19 protein-coding genes are annotated in these 21,639 nt (G+C 54.7%); 15 read left to right on the top strand and 4 right to left on the bottom strand.

The window, feature by feature from the left end:
- The first annotated feature begins 7 nt into the window (after positions 1-7).
- Together ABLV75_RS12000 and foxA are read left to right on the top strand one after the other, a co-directional pair.
- Positions 8-997 carry a helix-turn-helix transcriptional regulator gene (locus tag ABLV75_RS12000; protein ID WP_004099222.1) on the top strand — a complete coding sequence of 330 codons (990 nt, stop codon included), beginning with the start codon at positions 8-10 and terminating at the stop codon, positions 995-997.
- A gap of 121 nt (positions 998-1,118) precedes the next feature.
- A complete protein-coding gene (gene foxA, locus ABLV75_RS11995; RefSeq protein ID WP_016809599.1) occupies positions 1,119-3,227 on the top strand; it encodes a ferrioxamine B receptor FoxA in 2,109 nt (702 codons plus the stop codon).
- A gap of 40 nt (positions 3,228-3,267) precedes the next feature.
- On the opposite strand, the gene ABLV75_RS11990 is transcribed toward foxA, so the two are convergent.
- Entirely contained in the window at positions 3,268-3,519 is a 252-nt protein-coding gene (locus tag ABLV75_RS11990; RefSeq protein WP_004099220.1) for a zinc ribbon domain-containing protein, read from the bottom strand.
- Between the two features lie 225 nt (positions 3,520-3,744).
- Here ABLV75_RS11990 and gabD point away from each other — a divergent pair, with 225 nt between their 5' ends.
- The 13 genes from gabD (at position 3,745) to ABLV75_RS11925 (ending at position 19,109) form a co-directional block, all read left to right on the top strand.
- Entirely contained in the window at positions 3,745-5,193 is a 1,449-nt protein-coding gene (gabD, locus tag ABLV75_RS11985) for an NADP-dependent succinate-semialdehyde dehydrogenase (protein ID WP_004099219.1), read from the top strand.
- Positions 5,194-5,531: 338 nt separating this feature from the next.
- Positions 5,532-6,935 (top strand): undecaprenyl-phosphate glucose phosphotransferase, encoded by a 1,404-nt coding sequence (locus ABLV75_RS11980; protein WP_016809601.1) that lies wholly within the window; start codon positions 5,532-5,534, stop codon positions 6,933-6,935.
- Positions 6,925-8,211, top strand: coding sequence for an outer membrane beta-barrel protein (locus ABLV75_RS11975; protein WP_348854979.1), 1,287 nt, complete (start codon positions 6,925-6,927; stop codon positions 8,209-8,211). Before ABLV75_RS11980 ends, ABLV75_RS11975 begins: the two co-directional genes overlap by 11 nt.
- Positions 8,208-8,762 (top strand): polysaccharide biosynthesis/export family protein, encoded by a 555-nt coding sequence (locus tag ABLV75_RS11970; protein ID WP_023320370.1) that lies wholly within the window; start codon positions 8,208-8,210, stop codon positions 8,760-8,762. Before ABLV75_RS11975 ends, ABLV75_RS11970 begins: the two co-directional genes overlap by 4 nt.
- Before the next feature lies 1 nt (position 8,763).
- The gene (locus ABLV75_RS11965) at positions 8,764-10,851 is read left to right on the top strand and encodes a polysaccharide biosynthesis tyrosine autokinase (protein ID WP_105889752.1); all 2,088 of its coding nucleotides are present in this window, start codon (positions 8,764-8,766) and stop codon (positions 10,849-10,851) included.
- 5 nt (positions 10,852-10,856) lie between these two features.
- Positions 10,857-12,074, top strand: a complete 1,218-nt coding sequence (locus tag ABLV75_RS11960) for a capsular biosynthesis protein (RefSeq protein ID WP_024273758.1) — start codon at positions 10,857-10,859, stop codon at positions 12,072-12,074.
- On the top strand, positions 12,065-13,447 hold the full coding sequence (locus tag ABLV75_RS11955) for a capsular biosynthesis protein (RefSeq protein WP_105889751.1): 1,383 nt from the start codon (positions 12,065-12,067) through the stop codon (positions 13,445-13,447). Before ABLV75_RS11960 ends, ABLV75_RS11955 begins: the two co-directional genes overlap by 10 nt.
- Positions 13,440-14,465: a glycosyltransferase gene (locus tag ABLV75_RS11950; RefSeq protein ID WP_004099199.1), complete on the top strand. Its 1,026-nt coding sequence runs from the start codon at positions 13,440-13,442 to the stop codon at positions 14,463-14,465. The genes ABLV75_RS11955 and ABLV75_RS11950 overlap by 8 nt, the downstream gene beginning before the upstream one ends.
- The gene (locus tag ABLV75_RS11945) at positions 14,446-15,660 is read left to right on the top strand and encodes a glycosyltransferase family 4 protein (protein ID WP_133497330.1); all 1,215 of its coding nucleotides are present in this window, start codon (positions 14,446-14,448) and stop codon (positions 15,658-15,660) included. The genes ABLV75_RS11950 and ABLV75_RS11945 overlap by 20 nt, the downstream gene beginning before the upstream one ends.
- The gene (locus tag ABLV75_RS11940) at positions 15,657-16,772 is read left to right on the top strand and encodes a glycosyltransferase family 4 protein (protein ID WP_023320367.1); all 1,116 of its coding nucleotides are present in this window, start codon (positions 15,657-15,659) and stop codon (positions 16,770-16,772) included. The genes ABLV75_RS11945 and ABLV75_RS11940 overlap by 4 nt, the downstream gene beginning before the upstream one ends.
- Positions 16,769-17,179 (top strand): hypothetical protein, encoded by a 411-nt coding sequence (locus ABLV75_RS11935; RefSeq protein WP_004110797.1) that lies wholly within the window; start codon positions 16,769-16,771, stop codon positions 17,177-17,179. The genes ABLV75_RS11940 and ABLV75_RS11935 overlap by 4 nt, the downstream gene beginning before the upstream one ends.
- A gap of 2 nt (positions 17,180-17,181) precedes the next feature.
- Positions 17,182-18,600 (top strand): DUF4832 domain-containing protein, encoded by a 1,419-nt coding sequence (locus ABLV75_RS11930; RefSeq protein WP_024273757.1) that lies wholly within the window; start codon positions 17,182-17,184, stop codon positions 18,598-18,600.
- A gap of 2 nt (positions 18,601-18,602) precedes the next feature.
- Complete coding sequence (locus ABLV75_RS11925) at positions 18,603-19,109, top strand: serine acetyltransferase (RefSeq protein ID WP_004099190.1); 507 nt, start codon at positions 18,603-18,605, stop codon at positions 19,107-19,109.
- A gap of 82 nt (positions 19,110-19,191) precedes the next feature.
- On the opposite strand, the gene crl is transcribed toward ABLV75_RS11925, so the two are convergent.
- The 3 genes from crl to gpt form a co-directional block, all read right to left on the bottom strand.
- Positions 19,192-19,590: a sigma factor-binding protein Crl gene (gene crl / locus ABLV75_RS11920; protein WP_004099188.1), complete on the bottom strand. Its 399-nt coding sequence runs from the start codon at positions 19,588-19,590 to the stop codon at positions 19,192-19,194.
- A gap of 57 nt (positions 19,591-19,647) precedes the next feature.
- A complete protein-coding gene (gene frsA, locus ABLV75_RS11915) occupies positions 19,648-20,892 on the bottom strand; it encodes an esterase FrsA (RefSeq protein WP_004099186.1) in 1,245 nt (414 codons plus the stop codon).
- A gap of 106 nt (positions 20,893-20,998) precedes the next feature.
- Entirely contained in the window at positions 20,999-21,457 is a 459-nt protein-coding gene (gpt, locus tag ABLV75_RS11910; protein WP_004099178.1) for a xanthine phosphoribosyltransferase, read from the bottom strand.
- Positions 21,458-21,639: the final 182 nt, after the last annotated feature.

The raw sequence follows: 21,639 nt of genomic DNA, 5'->3' as shown, positions 1-21,639 counted from the left end.
AAACCGCATGAACAATACTCCTGGGCAGAACGAGCCGGCCCGCCAGGCGCTGAGAAGAACCTTCTCCGTCAGCGAGTTTATGGCGTTTGGTGAACGTTATGGTATCGACTATCGCTTTCCGCTGCTGCAAACGCCGGAGCCCTCGCACGCCAGCCCGGTGCTGCAAGGTGAAGTGGAAGAGATGACGCTGCCCTGCGGGATGTGCATCACCCACTCAGATGTTCACGTATTGCAGCCCTATGAAACCACCTCCCGCCATAGCAGCCCTCTCTATATGCTGGTGGTGCTGGAAGGCAGCGTTTCCCTGACTCTCAACGGCGAGCAGCACCTTGTACGTTCCGGGATGGCGTTCACCTCACGCCTTAGCGAACATCAGGCCATGTGCGCCCATCACGATGCCAACAGCAGGCTCCGCACGCTCTCCCTTGGACTCTACCCGGACGGCGCCTGGCGCGACGGACTGCTTGCTTCATTGATGCGCGAATGGGAAAGATGCCAGACGCCAACGCTCATCTGGCAGATACCGGGTTTTCTGCTGAGCGGCCTGCAGTATGCCCAGCAGAGCGCGCCGGGCCGCGTTTCCCGGCAACTGATGCTGGAGGGGCTGATCCTGCAGCTGTTCGGCCATGGCCTGAGCGTGTGCCAGGATGAAAGCGCGAAGCAGATCCTCCCGGCGGGCGGCGAGCAGCTGCGCCTGGAGAGAGTTCGCCGCCTGCTGGAGCAGGCGCCGGAAAACGACTACACCCTGAACGAGCTGGCCCAGCGGGCCGCGATGAGCTCCAGCAGCTTGCGCAGTAAGTTTCGCCAGGCCTACGGCTGTTCGGTTTTTGATTACCTGCGCGATTGCCGGCTGGCGCGGGCCAGAGGCTATCTGCTGGAGGGGTACAGCGTGCAGCAGGCGGCCTGGATGTCGGGCTATCAGCACGCCACCAATTTCTCTACCGCCTTTCGTCGACGCTACGGTATCTCCCCCTGCGACGTGCAAAAGACGGGCTAATCTATTTTTCACCTTTTCGCGAAGTCTGTTTTGCCGCTTTGGCAGCGCGCATACGCATCCTGGCATTGCGCATAGCTATAGAACGCCTCAAAAAGGTAATAATTCTTATTAACAATTAGAAATGCCTTTGGAGATGTTCATGTTTGCGAAAACTCGCCTGGCGCTACTGGTAGGATGGGTGACCGGCGGCGTCGCTTTCCCGCTGCTGGCCCAGGAAACAACAAAAAACGAAACCATCGTCGTCACTTCGCAGATGCAAAGCGGCGCGACCAAAATTGCTACGCCGGATATTGAGACCCCGCAATCGGTATCCATCATCACGCGCGAGCAGTTTGAAGAGCAGGGAGCGATCAGCGTCCGTCAGGCCGTGAGCTACACCCCCGGTGTTTATAGCAACCAGATTGGCGCTTCCAACCGCTTTGACTATATCGTCCTGCGCGGCTTCTCCGATGGCAGCCTGGATAACGTCTATCTTGACGGCCTGAAAATGATGGGCGATACCAACTCCCATAGCTCACTGGTGGTCGATCCGTGGTTCCTGGAGAATATCGAAGTGGTGCGCGGCCCGGCCTCGGTGCTGTATGGTCGCTCTTCGCCCGGCGGCATCGTCGCCCTCACCTCGCGTAAGCCCTCTTTCGATCCCGGAGGGGAAATCAAGCTGTTTGCCGGTAATAACAACCAGCGCGGGGCGGCGTTTGACGTCACCGGTGCGCTGGACGATAACGATCGGGTGGCGGCGCGGTTAAGCGGCATGACCCGCTATGCGGACTCCCAGTTTGATACCTTGAAAGAGCAGCGCTACGCGATTATGCCCAGCCTGACCTGGCGCATCACCGACCAGACGCGCCTTGATTTAATGGCCTATCTGCATCGCGATCCGGAGGGCGGCAGCCACTCGGGTCTCCCCTATGAAGGTACCGTGGTACCGCACTACGGCAAGAAAATTGCTAACACCTTCTTCGAAGGTGAAGATGATTACGACAAGTACGACCGCCGTGAAAATATGGTCGGCTACAATTTCGAGCATATGTTTGATAACGGCTGGTCGGTGCGGCAGAAGCTGCGCTACCTGCATACCAAAGTCGAGCTGAATCAGGTCTATGCCGCGGGCTGGCTGAACGAAACCGAACTGAACCGCGGTTACTCCGGCTCGGACGAAAAGATGAACGCCATCACTCTCGATAACCAGCTCGACGGCAGCGTCGATACCTGGGCCGTGAACCATCGCCTGCTGATAGGCATTGACTATCAGGATCGCAGCAACAACACCACCGGCTACTATGGCGCATTCCCGGCCATCGACGCGTTTAATCCGGTCTACGGCGCGAAGCCGGATTACATCACCATGTACAGCCGTGAAAAACACAAGCTGCGCCAGACCGGCTACTATCTTCAGGACCAGATGTCCTGGGACCGCTGGCGCTTCACCCTGGGCGGGCGCTACGACCAGGTCAGCGTGTCGAATATCGATAAGCTGAATCAAACGCGCAGCGATCTGGATAAGAACAATTTCAGCACCCGCGCCGCCCTGCTGTATCTGTTCGACAACGGGTTTGCCCCGTACATCAGCTACTCTACCGCCTTTACGCCCACCAGCTTCGCCGACGAAAACGGCAACGTGCTCGATCCGATGAAAGGCAAGCAGTGGGAAGCCGGGCTGAAGTATGAGCCAGAAGGAATGAACAGCCAGTTCAGCGCCTCGGTATTCCGCATCAATCAGACCAATATCGCCACCAAAGAAGAGCCGACCGATCCGTACCGCTCGATTGGCGAAATTGAGTCGAAAGGGGTGGAGCTGGAGGCCATCAGTCAGCTAACCGACAGCCTCCGTCTGCAGGCGGCCTATACCTACACCGACATCCGCTATAAGAAAAGCAGCCCGGAAGAGCAAGGCAAGCGTGCCGTTTACGCCCCGCGCAACCAGGCCAGCGCCTGGCTGAGCTATGATGTGAAAAGCGGCCCGCTGGATGGTCTGACGCTGGGTTCCGGCGTGCGCTACGTCAACGGTATTACCAGCGACCGCTTGAATACGCATACCCTTCCATCCTATACGCTGGTGGATATGACGATTGGCTATGACCTGTCGCAGGTCGGGATTAAAGGCCTCAGCGCGCAGCTGAACGTCAATAACCTGACCGACAAGAGCTACGTTGCCGCCTGTAACTCGCTCTCTTACTGCTACTTTGGCGCAGAGCGCAGTATCGTCGGCAGCGTCTCCTGGAAGTTCTGATCGCGCTAAAAAGCCCGGAGTTTTTGCTCCGGGCTGCAGGTTAATCTTCCGCTTTATGAGCCCACGCGGGCATGGCCGTTAAATAGCGCATCGCTCGCTTGCGCGATTCCGCAGGCCCAACTTTCTGCCAGGAATCGAGGAACTCAGCCAGGCCGGAAACGGCATCCTCCCAGGACTTAAGCTTCCCCTCGCTATCGCAGCACCAGGCGCAGTAATCGTCGCTTGCGCTTTTCGCCTCCTCGGCGGACATCGGCATTCCGCAGGCCTGACAAAACCGTTCTTGCTGTGACATAGGGCGCTCCTTTCTCGCAAATTGAGCATAAAAAATACAGCATTGTTTGCACAATAACGTTCTGCCAGTTCAAATATCCGTAAATTATTGAGGGTTATTGTTGTATCACCCAGCACTGCTCCCGATTCTCTGAACGCGTTCGTCTACACTAAACAGGGACAGGTGTTTGACGCAGCTGATTCAGGCGCATCCACGGTTTAAAACAAATCAAGACAGGACGCAATCATGCAACTTAACGACCCTACCCTTTTTCGCCAGCAGGCATTTATTGACGGACGCTGGCGCGACGCCAGCAGCGGAGAAACCCTCGGGGTTACTAACCCCGCCAACGGTCAGCAGCTGGGCAGCGTGCCCAAAATGGGCGCCGAGGAAACTCGCGAGGCGATCGATGCCGCCGCTCGCGCGCTGCCCGCGTGGCGCGCCCTTACCGCCAGGGAGCGCGCCACTATCCTGCGCCGCTGGTTTGATTTGATGATGGAGCATCAGGACGATTTAGCGCGCCTGATGACGCTGGAGCAGGGGAAACCGCTGGCGGAAGCAAAAGGCGAGATCGGCTACGCCGCCTCCTTTATCGAGTGGTTTGCCGAAGAGGGTAAACGCATTTACGGCGACACCATTCCCGGTCATCAGGCCGACAAACGGCTGCTGGTGATTAAACAACCGATTGGCGTAACCGCCGCTATCACTCCGTGGAATTTCCCCTCGGCGATGATCACCCGTAAGGCGGGCCCGGCGCTGGCCGCAGGCTGCACGATGGTGCTCAAGCCCGCCAGCCAGACGCCGTTCTCCGCGCTGGCGCTGGCGGAGCTCGCTAATCGCGCCGGGATCCCCGAAGGCGTATTTAACGTGGTGACCGGTTCGGCCAGCGAAGTGGGTAACGAGCTCACCGGTAACCCGCTGGTGCGCAAACTCTCCTTTACCGGCTCGACGGAAATAGGTCGCCAGCTGATGGAACAGTGCGCGAAAGATATCAAGAAGGTCTCGCTGGAGCTGGGCGGCAACGCGCCGTTTATCGTTTTTGATGACGCCGATCTGGATAAAGCTGTCGAAGGCGCGTTGGCCTCCAAGTTCCGCAACGCCGGACAGACCTGCGTCTGCGCCAACCGCCTGTACATTCAGGATGGCGTCTACGATCGCTTCGCCGAAAAGCTTCAGCAGGCGGTCAGTAAGCTGCAAATCGGCGATGGCCTGCAGCCGAACGTCACCATCGGGCCGCTGATTGACGAGAAAGCGATCGCCAAAGTGCAGGAACATATTGCCGATGCGCTGGACAAAGGCGCGCGGGTGGCTACCGGCGGGAAATCCCATGAGCTGGGCGGAAACTTCTTTCAGCCCACAATTCTGGTGGACGTCCCCAGCGATGCGAAAGTAGCGAAAGAAGAGACCTTTGGGCCCCTCGCCCCGCTCTTCCGCTTTAAAGATGAGGCAGATGTTATCGCTCAGGCCAACGATACCGAGTTCGGCCTGGCGGCTTATTTCTACGCCCGCGATCTGGGCCGCGTCTTTCGCGTTGGCGAAGCGCTGGAATACGGCATTATCGGTATTAATACCGGCCTTATCTCCACCGAGGTGGCTCCCTTCGGCGGCGTGAAATCCTCCGGCCTCGGTCGCGAAGGTTCGAAGTATGGCATAGAGGATTACTTAGAAATCAAATACATGTGTATTGGGATTTAATCAACCCTCGCGCCAGCTTCTGCTGGCGCAGCTTATTTAACGGTCATTTCCCTCGGTAATAGCTGGAAATACGTTTCGCGGCTGGGTTCATGAGGACATCCCGATATCCTGCCCGTCTCAGCGCCATTCATTATGCTTAATAACAATGCGAAAAAGGGCGTTGGCTATAAGAAAAAGTTATCAATCATCCATTCCGGGCAGGTTCGACATAGGATTAATCGTAGGCTACAATAATCAACGCCGGTCTGAAGCTTAATTTCTTAATAGATTCATAGAGATAAATTTTGCTTTTCAGCGGGATATGACATCATTTTATTGACTATAAAACGAGCAAAAAGATGACGGATAGCACAATTAAAATTTATAACGCCCGCTACAGTAAGCTAATGAAGCTACTGGATTTTTTTGCCGTTAACCTGTTCATTTTTGCTTATTTAAAATACTTTCTCGTCGAACCATCTACGGCCTCTCTGTTCCTCGGAATAATATATTCCCTGATTTTTATCCGGGCCAACGAGCACTTTCAGTTATATTCAGGCCAGTTTAAAGGTCAGTATTTTAAAAAATTAACGAAGCTTTTTTTTAGCGTCTGTATTAGCGGGCTGCTGACGTTTTTATTGTTTGTGATTGCTGAACTATTAATGAACAATCATGCCAGTACGAACGCGCTGCTGCTGGCTGAAGTGATTGCACTATGCTCGCTGGCCATATTCATTAGTATGTTTCTTATTCGTATTATCTCCAGCCGCTATTTTTTCAAATCCAGACTCAAGGTGGCTATTTTAGGTATTACGCCAGCCGGGTTGGCCATTGAGCAGGCGCTGTTTAAGGAGTATACCCATAACGGTATTGAAATTACCTTCTTTGAGGACCGCGCCGTACAGCGCGACAGCCGCCTGCTCAGCATTGAGAAAAAAGGCAACTCGCGCGACCTGCTGGCGCTGGCAAAAGCAGGCGAGATAGATGAAGTCTATATCGCCCTGCCGATGGTCGCCCAGCAGCGCATTCGCCAGTTCTTAAACGAATTTTCCGATACCACCGTAGATGTGTTTCTGGTACCGGACCTGTTTTCCTATAGCTCACATATTTCGCAGCTGCGGATGTTTGGCAATATCCAGACCATCAGCATTTTTACGTCGCCGTTTGAAGGTGAAGGCGCGGTGCTCAAGCGTATCGAAGATATTGTTCTCGGCACCTTGTTCACCCTCGTCAGCCTGCCGGTAATGCTCGCGGTGGCCATCGGCATCAAGCTGACGTCGCCAGGCCCGGTGCTGTTTAAACAAAATCGTTATGGTCTGAACGGTAAGCAGATCGCGGTATGGAAGTTCAGAACCATGCGTGTGATGGAAAACAGCGCGGTCGTCACCCAAGCCACGCGTAACGATCCGCGTATTACCCGCTTCGGCGCCTTTCTACGCAAAACATCGCTTGATGAACTGCCGCAGTTTTTTAACGTGCTGCAGGGAACCATGTCGATAGTGGGTCCCCGCCCGCACGCGGTCGCGCACAATGAGCAATATCGCGTGCTGGTGGAAAACTACATGATTCGCCATAAAGTGAAGCCCGGCATTACCGGGCTGGCGCAAATTCACGGCTTTCGCGGCGAAACTGACACGATTGATAAAATGGAAAAACGCATTCAGTACGATCTGGAATATATTCAGTCGTGGTCGCTGCTGCTGGATATCAAAATCGTATTTTTAACGTTTTTCCGCGGATTTGTGGGCAAAAATGCGTTCTGAACTCACTTTCCTCGCGGGTCTGCTGGCGATACCTTGCGCATGGGCGGACCTGCAGGCAAAACCACATACCGGCGTGGCTGGCATCGATTTCGAGAGCCAGGTGGGTTATGACGTCGGTTACAATGACAACGTGACCTGGCAACGCTACGGCGGCAACGAAACCGCTTCCTCCTGGCAGGGTATTAAGCCGATTTTTAAAGCGATCGGCGAGCGCTATGAAGATCGCTATTTACTGATGTACTCGGGCGATTACCGCCGCTACGCCAGCGATAGCGCTGATAACCGTGATAACCATTTTTTTATGTTTAACGGTAAGTGGCGCTTCGGCAGTATGCATGGCCTGTCGTTGGATCTTGATGAAACGTTCGGCCATGAAGAGCGCGGCCGCGATACCACTGAGGGGTTTCTGCCCGAGCAGTTCAAAGAGTTTGGCATTAATAAACCCATCGCCACGCGCTTCTTTAACAGTGAACTACGCTATAGCTACGGGGTGCCGGAAGGGCGCGGCAAAGCTGAAGTTGCGCTGATGCATAAACAGCTGCGCTTTCGCAATCTTGACAGCATTGAGGACGCCAGCGCCGACTTTCATTACTACATGCACGATCAGGAGTGGCATGAAAACAGCCTGGTCGCCGAGCTTTTTGATCAAAAAGCCAAAACGCTGCGCTACCGCTACAGTTTTATTACCAACCAGCGTCGCTATGAGCTCAACCCGTTAAAAGACAGTAATGAATACTATCTGCTGATGGGTATGAAAAACCGCCTTTCCGGCAAGACCGAGATCAACGGCAACGTCGCATGGCTGTATAAAGATTTTATCCATAACCCCGACTCACAGGGGTTCAACGGCCTGAACTGGGATATTAATGCCGACTGGAAACCGCTTGAACAGATAAAACTCAACTTACACAGTTCACAACGGATAAAAGATCCCACCGACTCCGGCGGCTATATTCTGGTATCCAATTTTGGCCTGGGCTACGAGCACCACTGGCTGGTCGACAGATTCTCCACCCTGGTTGATTACTCTTATATTACAGAGGATTACAAGCACCAGACCAACGGACGTAAAGATCGATCAAACCTCGTATCGCTGACCTTCAACTACGACTATCGACCATCCGTTAATTTTCAGCTGAAGCTGCAATGGAACACGATGCATTCGAATAAAGAAAAAGATGCCTTTTATATTGGGCCAGACTATGACCATGAGGTCGAGCGCACGCTGGGCTACAACGACTCGGCCATTATTTTTATGACGCAGGTACAAATATGATCCTTAGCTATGGAAAACGGGCGGCGATTTCTCTTCTGGCGCTATGGCTGGCGGCCTGTTCGGCGCCGCCGCAGACGATCCGAACGCCGCCGGATGCCGTTTATCATCTGGACCAGGGGGATGAGATCAATATCGCGGTTTCCGGCGAGCAGGATCTCACTATGCGCGTAAAAATCGATAATAGCGGCAGCGTTGATTATCCTTATATAGGCTCCCTGATGCTGAAAGGAAAAACGCCCGAACAAGTCGGCAATGAAATTGCCGATAAGCTGCGCGGAAGCTATCTGCAGGCGCCAATGGTCACCGTGAGCATTGCCGAATACCGTAAAATTTATCTGTTAGGCGAAGTCAAAAAACCGGACGGCTACGCCTGGGAGCCCGGCTTAACGGCGGAAAAAGCCATTGCGCTGGCCGGAGGGTTCACCGACCGCGCCGATCGCCATGACATCCGCATTCGCCAGTTTCGCAGCGGTAAACTGCTGGAAAACGTCGCCGCCGACTCCGCCGTACAGGCCGGAGATACCATCATTATTGGCATGAGTTTCTTCTGATATGGCTATTTCATTAGTTGAAAATGGAAAGAAGAAAGAAGGCTTTATCGACTTCACGCCTTATTTCAACAAAATCAAGCACAAGCTGATTTGGTGCCTGGTGGTGGTCGTGGTGGCTGCGGCGGCGTCGTGGATCCTGACGCGCTTTATGTCATCCAGCTATACCGCAACCGCAACGGTGCTGTTTAAAGCGCAGTCGCAGGATGTAACCCCCCTGCCGCGGCTGGAAAACTACGATTCCACCCGCAGCGATTACTATGAAACCAAATACGCGCTGATGGGCTCCCGCGTGGTACTGGAAGCCGCAGTGAAAGCGCTAAAGCTGGATCAGGACCCGGAATTTAACGGCGGGGATAAGCTTGATGAGGCCGCGCGCGTCAATAATGCCGTGCGCTCCCTGCAAAAAAACCTGACCATCTCCGGCGTGCGCACCACGCAGCTGGTATCCGTTTCGATGGAGGCGAAATCGCCGCAAAAAGCCGCCGATATTGCCAACGGCGTGGCGCAGGCCTTTATCGATTACAGCCTGGCGCAGAAGCAGAAAATCTTACTTCAGGCTCAGGGCTGGAACGAAAAAATGATGGACGATCTGCGCAATAAACTCGATCGCCAGAAAGCCGATATCGATGATTTTCTCAAACAGAACGGTCTGCTGACTTTTCGCAGCATGGATGGCTACGAAACCGAGCGCCTGGGGATCGTGATTAACCATCTGGCTGACGCGACCCAGCGCCGTTTGAAAGCGCAAACGGTATGGGACAAAGTGCGCCGCCAGCAGGGAAAAGCGCCGGAAGCGATCATCTCACTGCCGGAAATTTCCGGTCATCCGCAGATTCAGGATCTGCGGATCGCGCTGATCCAGACGCGACGTAACTTATCGGAAGCGGCAAAACACTATGGTCCTAAGCATCCGAAATACCTCCAGGCTCAGGCCCAGCTGCAGGTCGTTAACGGACAAATAGGCCAGGTGCTGGGTGAACTGCTCAATGGGTTACGTCAGCAGTATCAGATTGCGCTGGACGATGAGCAGCACTATCAGCAGATGCTCAACGATCAGAAAGCCGACTTCCAGGCGCTGGGCGCTAAGCGCGATAAATACAACACCATGATGACCGCGCTGAACAAAACCGAAGAGCTGTATAAATCGCTGTATCAGCGGGCGAACGAGCAGAAGCTCTCCGAGAGCTTTTCGGTTCCTGATGAAGTGATCTACGATGCCGCCGTGCCGCCAAATCAACCGTCTAAACCGCAGCGCGGTCTGCTTATCGTGATGGCGACCCTGATGGCGCTGGCGCTGTACATTATGTACCTGATTGTCAGCACCGCGCTGGATAAAACGGTCAACAGCATCAGCGAACTTAAAGCTAAAACGGGCCTTGATGCCAGCGGTGAATTCCCGCAATTGCCTCAGGCGAACAGCGCGAAGCTGACGTTCCAGAACCTGCTGTATGCCGACATGATCCACAGCCTGCGCCTGGCGCTGCTCGGTCAGAATAATCATGGAGGGATGATACTGGTGACCTCGGCACAGGCCGATGCCGGCAGCAGCCTGATTGCCGAAATGCTGGCGTGGTCCGCCGCTAAGTCAGGTAAAACGCTGCTCATTGATGTGGACTACCTGGCAAGCGATGGGCTCTCCGCGCGCTATCCGCAGCATAAAACGGGCTTTAGCGAGCGTCTTGCTGACCGCAGCGCCGCGCCTCAGGCGGTGGTCCCCCTGGCCGACACGCTTGATTTTATGCCCCGAGGCGAGCTGAGCGACTCCGCGCTGCTGCTGTTCACCTCTGAGCGGCTCCCGGCGCTGCTGACGACGCTGCGGCAGACCTACGATTATCTGATTATTAATGCGCCTTCGCTCTGGCTGGCGCAGGACGCCCTGCTGCTGGCGCCGCACGTCGATATTACCCTGCTGGCGATCAACGCTGGCGAGCAGGCGTCGCGCATTCGCGACGCGCAGAATCGTCTGCAAACCGCCGCGCCTACGCCAGTCGCCACCATGCTTAACCGGGTTCAAGAAGAGAATCTGGAGACTCAGGAAGGCAAACGCCTGCCCGAGCGCGGCATGGGCGAATTGATTTCACCGAAGTAGCGATTATGAATTTAATTAAGAGTATTTCTTCAATCGCCAGCTCCTCGGTTCTTTCGCAGGCGATCGGCGCATTTTCCGTGTGGCTGATTTCCCATCGCTACGGCATGGCGGAAGTCGGACACTATGCGATGATCTACAGCAACGTGCTGATTGGCGCTCAGGTTTGCACCTTTGCGTCGCAGCTGCTGATCCCGCGCCAGGAGGAGCATGAGCTGGGGCAGAACGTAGTGTTTTGCCTGCTACAAAGCCTGATTCTGGCGCTGCCCTGGGCGGTCATCACCGGGCTGATTTTCCATCTCAATATTGCGTTTCTCTATCTGCTCACCTTCGGCTATGCGCTGGTTTTGATTGCCGAGAACCTCTCGCTGCGCGGCGGAAACTATCAGTTTCTGACCTTTCAGCGCATCGCCGTGTCGCTGGTCGTAGCGATAGCCCTGCTGGCGATGCCGAATACCACGCTGTTCTATATCGCCTGGATGGCCGGTATTTTGCTGCTGCTCAGCCTCTGTCTGCTGCGCTTGTTCCGCTTCAGTACCCTGACGCCAGCGCATTTTTCTCCGCGCGCGAACGCTCTTTTTGCGCGTCAGCACTGGCAGCATCTCAGCCGCGTCGGCAGCGCGGAAGTGCTGGCGATGGCCAGCAATAACCTGCCGACGATGTTGATAAATGTCTGGTTTTCACCGCTGGTCGCGGGCTATTTCTCGGTGGTAAGCCGCTTCTGTTTATCTCCGGTGATGATTGTCGGTAACGCGGTGCGCAACTCCATCTTTTCAAAATGGTCGATGGATTTTCGCAACAGCACCTTTAACTATCCGGAGTACAAAAAGATTCGCCTGCTGCTGATGGCCGCGGCGCTGATCTGTATCCTTGGGATCTGGATTTTCTATCCGCTGGTTATGCGCCTTGGCTTTAGCCAGGAGTGGCTCAATTCCATTCCGACCTCACGCTATATGTTGCCCTATCTGTTCGCCGCGCTGGCCGTCAGTCCGCTGACCGTTATTGAGCTTATCTTTGGTTCTAAACGCTATTTTTTACGTATTCAGATAGAGCAGTTGCTAATCATCGCCGTCGCTTTTGTCGTTCTGCCTAAGTTGGGCCAGAGCTATGAGATAGCCCTGCTGACGTTCTCTCTTCTGACCAGCATTCGCTATCTGTTCATCCTGCTGAAAATGAACAAACGGGCGCTACAGCTCTCCCGGCAGGAGCAGAAAATATGCAGCTAAATACCGGCCGCTATCTGGAGGCATTCGCGCTGACGACCATCGTCTTCTGCGGCACGATTCAGTATTTCACCGGCGTGGCAGCCGTACTGTGGCTTCCTTTTTTCATGGTGCTGGTGATGGTGGTTCTGCTGATGATGCAAAGCCGGGCGCAGCCGCTGGCGCTTAGCGCGCGCGAGAAGGTGGTGCTGGCGCTGTACCTGACTTTTATCATCCTCAGCCTCTGCGCCACGGTTTTACAATCCGGCATCGTCACCGCTATCGTCGGCTTTAAAAACGAACTGGCTCTGTCGCTGGTGATGTTTTGCATGCTGCTCGGCATGTTTCGCGAGTCGCAGCTGCATCGCCTGACACAGCTTTTTTACTGGCTATTCTACGTCCAGTTCCCGCTGGCTATCTATCAGGTGCTGGTAGTGGTGCCAAAACGCGTGGCGCTACGCGGTGAGGATGAAAAGTGGGATTCGGTGGTCGGCACGTTTGGCGGCGACCCGATGGGCGGCGGCAATACCGCAGCAATGGGGATGTTCTGCCTGCTGATTATGCTGCTGAAGGTGTCCGAATTCAAGCACGGTATCTGCTCGTTCAAGTCGATGGCGACGCATATCGTGCTGGCCTTTTTCCTCTGCGTGGTCGGCGAGGTAAAATTCGTGATTCTGCTGTCGCCGTTCTTACTGGCACTGCTGTGGATCATGCCCGCTTACGTTAGCGGTATCAGTAAAGTCACCCTGCGCTCATTGATGATTATCGCCGCCGGCATGGTGGTATTAATTTTTGCCGCTATCACTATTCTGGCGTCCAACTACTCGTCGGCCTTCGGCGGAGATCCGACAAAAAGCGCGCTCTCGGTATTTATCGATTCCCTCGGCTATATCTTTGATACCAACTACATTATGGAAAGCGGCGAGCTCGGCCGATTTACCACTATTTTCTTCTGGCTCCAGCATAACGAACTTTTTGGCCCCGGCGGAATGCTGTTTGGTTACGGTCTGAACGCCACCAACAGCGGCAGTACCGTCTCCCCCGGCTATATTGGCGCCTGGTATCACCTTATTCTCGATTCCACCGCGCTGAGCATGCTGCTGTGGGAAGTCGGTATTATCGGCGTGATCTTATTTATCGCCATGATTGCTTCTATTCTCGTCGGTATGCGGCCGAAAGAGACCTTTTCCCGCTACGATCTTAAACGTGAAGATTTACAGCTGCTCAGCTCCGCGCCTGCATTTTACGTCTTTGCCATTGGCTGTTTGCTCAGTCTTCCCTACAGCCAGATCCTGATGATCATTCCCATGCTACAGTTTTTATTATGGCTGGCCCTCGGGGCGCTTATTGTCATTCATCGTTCTGTCCGTCTGAATTCCGGTACCCAATATGAATAAAACGCCATCAATTACCGTCAGCATTAAAACCCTCAACGAAGCGCAGGGTATTGAAAAAACGATCGACAGCGTCCGCAAGCAATTGCAGCCTTATCCGCATCAAATTATCGTCGCCGATAGCCTGTCCACCGACAATACCCGGGAGCTGGCCGTCGCCAAAGACGCGATGGTGGTCTGCCTCGATAACGCGAAAGATCGCTGCTGCGGCGTGGGTCATCAGCTGGGCTGGTTGTTCAGCGAAGGGGATTACCTGCTGCTGCTGGATGGCGATATGGAGCTGGAGCCGGGTTTTCTCGACACCGCTGTGGCTTTTCTCGAAACGCATCCCGAGTATGCGGGCGTGGCGGGCAGCGTCGAGATGGATGACGCCGCTAACTATGAGTTTAAATCGCGCAAGCAGCGTCTGCATCTTATCTATCCGCAGGGCGATACCGATCATCTTGGCGGCGGCGGGCTCTATCGCCGTTCAGCAATCGAGAAAATAGGCTATCTGACTAATCTGAACCTTCACGGTTATGAAGAAGCTGAACTGGGGATCCGTTTGCAGGCCGCGGGCTATAAGCTCCATCGTCTTGCCGCACCCTATTTTAGCCATGCATCCTATACCATGCCGACCTTCAAAATGCTGGCCTATCGCTGGAAGAACGGCTTTTTATGGGCGCCGGGTGAACTATTACGCAACTGCTGGGGAAAAAAGCATTTCCCCGCCGCGCTTAAGATTGTTCGCAACGAACTGATATTCACGCTGTATATCCTGATATTGATTATTTGCCTGCTGACGTTCAATCCCGGGGTGATTATCATCGCCCTGCTTCCGCTGCTGGCGTTTATCGCGCTGAAGGCGATTAAAAATAAATCGCTGCGCGACGGCGTCCAGAGCGTAATCAACTTATCGTTATTTTCCGCAGGCATGGTGCGAGGCGTCATTAACCCCGTTCGCGATCCGCTGAAACAGCCCGCCGTGACCGTCTCTAACCCAAAACATATCCAGACAGAACATGAAAATATTATTCGTTAATAAATTCTTCTTTATTAAGGGCGGAGCGGAAACCGTTTTTTTTCAGGAACGAGACGCCATGCTGCAAGCCGGCTATCAGGTTGTCGACTTTAGCATGCAGCATGCGGAAAATAAGCCTTCGCCCTGGGAGAATTTCTTCGTACATAACGTGGATTATCATCAAAGCCACGGCCTGACGGGTAAGCTCAAAGCGGGTATCGATTTTATCTACAACGCCGAGGCCTGCAATAAACTCAATACGCTGCTGCTGGAACAGCGCCCGGATATTGTGCACTTTCACAATATCTATCATCAGCTGACGCCCGCATTGATTGGCGTCGCTAAACGCTTTGGCTGCAAAACGGTACTGACGGCGCACGATTATAAAATCGTTTGTCCATCTTACACCATGCTGCGCGATGGCCACGTCTGCGATGACTGTCTTACCGGTTCGGTGAGCAATGCCTTTCGCCATCGCTGCCAGCAGGGAGACACCTTTAAAAGCCTGCTGCTCTCGCTTGAGGCCTACTGGCAAAAGTTCGCGCAAAATTACGCCATGCTCGATTGCATTATCGCTCCCAGCGAATTTATGCGTCAGACGCTGCTGCGTAAATTACCCAGGTCGCGGATCGATGTGATCGTCAACGGTATTGATGCCAGCACCACGGTCCAGGGCGATACTGCGGGGGATTATTTCCTCTATATCGGCCGCTTGAGCCGTGAGAAAGGCGTGGCTACCCTGGCGCTGGCGCAGCAAAAAATGCAGCAGTCCATGCCGCTGAAAATCGTCGGCGATGGCCCTCTCGGCAGCGACCTGCGCGCCCGCTTTAGCGGTCCGGAATTTCTCGGCTATATGCGCCATGGAGAAGCGCTCAACGCGCTGATTCGCGGCGCGCGAGCGGTGATCGTCCCTTCCGAATATTATGAAAACTGCTCGATGTCGGTGCTGGAGGCGATGGCGTTCGGCCGCCCCGTCGTCGGCGGCAATATCGGCGGTATTCCGGAGCAGATTCGCGATGGCATTGATGGCTATCTGGTGGAACCTGGAGATGCCGACGCGCTGGCGCGCATCATGGATAGCCTGGCCGCCAATCCTCAGCAGGCGCGTGAAATGGGCATTAACGCACGCCAGCGGTTAGAGGATAAATACGATCTCGCCCGGCATATGCAGGTTCTGCAGGAACTCTATCAGCAGCTTGTGGGGGAAGCGAAATGAAGCTTAAAGTGACGGTGCTCGGCACCCGCGGTATACCGAACGTCCAGGGCGGCGTGGAGACCCATTGCCAGAATTTGTATCCCGAAATCTATCAACAGAATCATGCTGATATCTGCGTCATTGCCCGCTCGCCGTACGTCGACTACCGCCGTAGCGAATATAAAGGCGTACAGCTGAAAAGCCTGTGGGCGCCCAAAAGCCGCAAGTTCGAAGCCATTATTCACTCTACGCTGGCCGCCTTCAGTACCCTGTTCGACGGTTCAAATGTCGTGCACGTTCACGCGGTCGGGCCTGGCCTGGTGGTCCCGCTGCTGCGCCTGCTCGGCAAACGCGTCGTTTTTACCCACCACGGCCCGGACTATGACCGGCAGAAGTGGGGGAAAATGGCGAAGGAGATGCTGCGCCTCGGTGAAAAATGGGCGGTGAAATATGCCAACGAGGTCATTGTTATCTCGGAAGTGATTAATACGTTGATTCAGACCAAACATGGTCGTTATAACGCGAACGTGATCTATAACGGCGTGCGCCAGTCGCAGCTTCCCGCCGAAGAGGCCCGGCAGGCCACGTTGGATCAGTACTCTCTCAAAGCCGGGCAATACGTTGTCGCCGTCGCCCGCTTTGTTGAAGAAAAAGGGCTGCACGATCTGATTGCCGCCCACAAAGCCGCCAACTGCTCGCAGCCGCTGGTGCTGATTGGCGATGCCGATCATCCGGATGAGTATAGCGAGCGGCTGAAGAAACAGGCGGCCGCTACCCCGGGGGTGATCATGACCGGTTTTATTAGCGGCGATCCGTTGCATACCCTGTTCTCACAGGCCGGGCTTTTTGTTCTACCGTCTTACCATGAAGGGCTGCCTATTGCCCTGCTGGAGGCCATGTCCTGGTCACTGCCGGTTATCGTCAGCGATATCCCCGCTAACCTGGAGATTGGCCTGCCTGCCGGGGACTATTTCCCGGCAGGTGATGTCGCCGCGCTGGCGCAAAAGTTGCAGTCCTGGAGCGGCGAGGAGACCGTGGATTACAGCCAGTTAATGCCCAAATACCGCTGGCCGGACATTGCAGCGAAAACGGCTCAGGTCTATCAGCGATTAACGAATAAGAGTCAACCGTGACAAAATCAACATCCGACCTGGTCATCGAGCGCTTTTATTCCGCGCTTGACCCGGAAACAGAAGCCTCATTAACGCCGGAGCAGAAACGCGGTATCGAACAGGCGCTGGTGAGATCGAGCCTGGCGTCGCGCCATCGTATCGACTTTCGCCATAGCTTTCCGTTTCTGCATCGTCGCTATTTTGTAGTCTTTTTATGCGGTCGCGATCTGCGCAAAATTCCGCGAGAAAGCACGCTGCTCGGGCGTATATTTTCCACCCTGGCGATTACGTTTGCCGTACTGTTCGCCATTCTTGCCGTGCTGCTGGCGCTCTATATGCTTAAATCTGCGCTGGGTATCGATGTGTTTAAGAACTTCCACGTGGGTATCTGGACGTGGTTTGTAAACCTCCACGATAAAGTGAATTAACGATGAGCTCTTTTTCACTGCGCCGCGCCGCGCTGCTTTTGGCGCTACTGCTGGCCGGAGCCATACCCTCTGCAGCGGTACTGGCTGAACGTACGGTTGTCACCCCGCCGGCCTTCACCGGTCTGTTAACGAATCCTGGGATCGGCGTGGCCAGTTTCCACGATGGTTATGGTCAGAAGCCCTCTCTGAAAGAGTATCCGGACACCGGATTTGAATACGATCGCTTTTACTGGAGCGATCTGGAGCCTGAAGAAGGCGTCTATAATTTTGCGCCGATCGATCATGCCTTCAGCGTCGCCGCCCAACATCAGCCGGCAATGAACGTCGGATTACGTTTCATGGCGCTCGATGAGCCACAATCAGGCTCGAAAATCCCCGCCTGGCTTATCGCCAAAGGCATTCAGGGACAATGGGTCGAAAATGGCAAAACCTTTGTCCCGGATCTCAGCGATCCGACTTTTATCGCCTATGCGCAAAAGCTGCTTAACGCCCTCGGCGCGCGTTATGACGGCAATCCTGAACTGGCGTTTGTCGATATCGGCATGGTGGGTTCATGGGGCGAATGGCATAACTCCAATTTCCCTGACGTCGCGCCGTTGATGGAAAAGTACACTCCGCAACAGCTCAATCGCTACGTTGATATGCACTTCAGCAGTTTCCCGAAAACGCCCAAAATTATGTTAATCAGCGGCGGCGACTCGCTGGCCTGGGCCAGCCAAAAGGGCGCCGGATGGCGCGCGGACTGCTGGGGAGACTGGCATAACTTTTCCCCGGAGTGGAGCCATATGCGCGATGACTATCCTCAACGCCTGGCCGCAGCGCAGAAGGCGTGGGCCGGTTTTAACACTGGCTGGCAGCACGCTCCCGTTAGTCTTGAAATTTGCGGTTATATGGCGGAGTGGGAAAGCGTTCAGCACTATACCCGCGAGGAGGTTCAGGCCAGCTTTGACTGGGCATTAGCGCAGCACGCCAGTACCCTGAATCTGAAATCGCGTCCGGTACCGGCCGCCTATCGCGATATCGTTGATAACGCATTATTGCGTATCGGCTATCGCTACCGGGTGAGCCGGCTGGAATTTGATACGCCCGTGCGTAGCGGCACTCCGCTTACGCTGAATGTTACCTGGCGTAACGACGGCGTCGCTCCAGCCTATCTCCCGTGGCTTGTACAGTGGCGAATAGTGAATGATGCGGGTACGACGATGACGCAAGTCCGTACGTCGGACGATGTTCGCCAGTGGCTGCCCGGCGACCATCAAAGCAACGTCACGCTGCCGCTGCCTGCGGGCCTGCCTGACGGCCAGTACCGCCTGGAAGCGGCGCTGACCAACCATCAAAATCTACCGCGTATACAACTTGCTAACGAAGGTCAAACCGGTGACGGATGGTATTCACTGGCTTCGTTTAACCTTAAGGAATAACCATGTTTGAGGCTATCAGGCTGGTCGGACGGGAAATCAAATCCTGCGGCGGCATTAAAGCGAAAATCGCGCTTCTGCTCTATCGTCTGGCAACGCTCTACCGCAGTCGTAACCCGCTGTGGAAGATCTGCGCAATTCCCTTCGTTATTCTCAATATCGTGATTAACGAGTGTTTATTTTGCATTGAGCTGCCGTGGCGAGCGCGCATTGGATATGGGCTGAAGCTGTTTCATCCGCACTGCATCGTTATTAATCGGGGAACGATCATCGGCCAAAATTGTACTCTGCGCCAGGGGGTCACTATTGGCAGCGTGACCGATAGCCAGGGTCAGGAAGGCAACAGCCCGCGAATCGGCGATAACGTAGAATTTGGCGCCCACGCCGTGGTGATCGGCGCGGTCACGCTAGGCGATAACGTCAAAGTCGGGGCAGGCACGGTAGTGACCAAAGATCTGGCCGCAGGCATGATTGCCGTCGGTCAACCCTATCGGGTATTAAACGGCAATTAGTGTGGGTTTGCCTGGGGACAAAACCCACGCTGGTAGAAACGCGGGTTTTATTGCTAGCCGGATGGCAACAGAAGGTTGACTCTTAGGCTCTCAGCTTAACCGGCTCGCTAAAATCATCAGCAGGTTCCAGCTTAAGGTTAAACGTTGCCAATAGCGCTTCGGCTCGTTGGTGAAAATCGCGCAGCGTCTTTTCGAGCTTTTCGGTGACTTCAGGATCGTCAATCGCGACCGGACGCCAGTCGCCTTCTTTATCGAATAATCCAAACTGGTAGCTATAGGTGAAGCGCGATGCCTGCGCTTCCATCTCCATCCACCATCCCCAGAATTCGCGTTTTTCAGGCGCCGGTTTTACGTTGACGCAAACTGCCAGGCAATCGAAAAAGAAGCGGTTGTCTTCACATTGCTCCTCACGGATGTAAGGGCCCAGCGCCGTGAATTTCTTAATCAGCTTACTCTTTAGGTGTCCACTCGGTAACGTCATTGCAATCTCCTTTGGTGATGCCATGACGTTACCAAATCGATAGAATTTAGCAATATATTAACTAAATCTATGGCTAATCCAGCGGGCGATCTGCCGTAGGGCGTGATCGAAATTGCGATAAACCGGATTGAACGGGATCTCCAGCAGCTTGCCGTCGGATGAGGATGAAGTGATCAATCGCGACTCCTCTTCCGGGCTGAACGGATCGTCTTTCCAGAAGCCCGAAAGCATTGGCGTAGGGCAGCGGCGCCCCAGCAGTCCCTGAACCTTCAGGGAGTAGCGGTTAAGCTCCACGCGCAGCGCTTCGTCGGAAGCATCGTGCATTCCCAGACGCGAAGCCAGAACGTCAAGATACATTTCCGGCACCCGTCCCTGATGCAGCGGATCCACCAGCAGGCCGTGCACCACCGGGCCCAGGCAGGCAACCGCCTTCAGGCGCTGGGATTCCAGATAGCCCAGCCGTACGGCAATGTTGGCGCCAAAACGGAAACCAAAGGCGGCCACGCGGGTATGATCGACCCATGGCACATTGGCCAGATGCTGCAGCACATACTGGTGCAGCATACTCGTATCCTGGGTCAGCTTGCATTTTGACGAGAAACCAATTGAAGGCATATCCACGGTCAGCATAGCGATGCCCAATGGCGCAAAATAGTTCTCATACAGGTTGTAATAATCGGTCTGGAGCGCGTCAAGGCCGCCGCACATCAGCACCGTCGGGAACGGCCCCTCGCCTGGCGGCATATGCAGGAACCCGGTGATCGGCGCCGCGCCAGGGATGGAAAACTCCAGCTCGCGCAGCTTGCCGGGCAGCCGCTGAGCCGCCTCTTCGTAAGCCCGGTATGCCAGCACCTGCGCCTGTTCCGCCAGCTCATCGCCTTTAATGTGCGGATAGGCGGCAATGCTGTACAGGTTTGCCGCATGCAGCCAGTGGCGGCCACTGATGAGCAGATCCTCTTCCTGGCCGGCCTTTTGCTGCCAGTCCATCGCCTGTTTCGCCCATTCAAAGATCCAGTTGCCGCCGCGATAGCCGACAACCGTATCGTAAAGCTCCGGATCGGTTCGCTCCGCATCGCTCATGACGATGCGCGCCTGCACGTCGAGGATTTCCTGCGGCGTCACGCCACGCCAGATCCACATCAGGCGATTAATCAATCGATACCAGTGATCAACGTTATTGCCGCTGAGCGCGGACTGGATCGGTTGCTGCGCTCCGGTATTGAACCGGCGCACCAGCGTAGAGGTTTCCGGATGTTTGAATCGGGGTTTAAACAGCGTTTCGCTAAGGTTAGCCTGGGACATGTGCAGCCTCCATCATGTTGCCACTGAAGCTATTGTAACCTGCGCAAGGGTAAAAAAAACCACGCCCGGCAAAACCGGGCGTGGTAATTAGCATTTATGCGGGAAATTAACGACCTGCGATAGGCGGTACGAACACCACGCCCATATCCCACGGCTGTTCAATCCAGGTATCCTGCGGAATATCAATAACATAATCGTCAACCAGCGGACGACCGGCCGGTTTTGCGAAAATAGTGACAAAATGCGCTTTAGGATACATTTCGCGGATAGCAACGGCGGTACCGCCGGTATCGACCAGGTCATCGATAACGATGAAGCCTTCGCCGTCGCCTTCTGCACGTTTCAGAACCGTCAGCTCACGCTGGTTATCGTGGTCGTAGCTTGAGATGCAAACGGTGTCAACATGACGAATACCCAGTTCACGCGCCAGTAGTGCTCCCGGTACCAGACCGCCGCGGCTAACGGCAATAATGCCTTTCCACTGTTCAACCGGCAGCAGGCGGGTTGCCAGCTTGCGGGCGTGAATCTGCAACATGTCCCAGGTGACGACGTATTTTTCGCTCATGTGAAGTGTCCCAGCCTGTGTAATACGGCTTAAATAATGTTCGAGGGGGAAAATGGTTGCGCGAGATTATAGAGATCTGACGCGCTAAAAACCAGCGTTAAGCGGCCACGACGACTCTTTTTACGTGGTTTACACTACCAGAGTACGCGGAAAGTGGTATTCTCAACCCCATCGCGCAAGCC

Source organism: Klebsiella sp. CN_Kp066 (genome assembly GCF_040065135.1).
In the GTDB taxonomy this organism is placed as follows: Bacteria; Pseudomonadota; Gammaproteobacteria; order Enterobacterales; family Enterobacteriaceae; genus Klebsiella; species Klebsiella oxytoca.
Note: the sequence above shows the minus strand (reverse complement) of the source record. Positions and strands in the feature narration are given on the sequence as shown.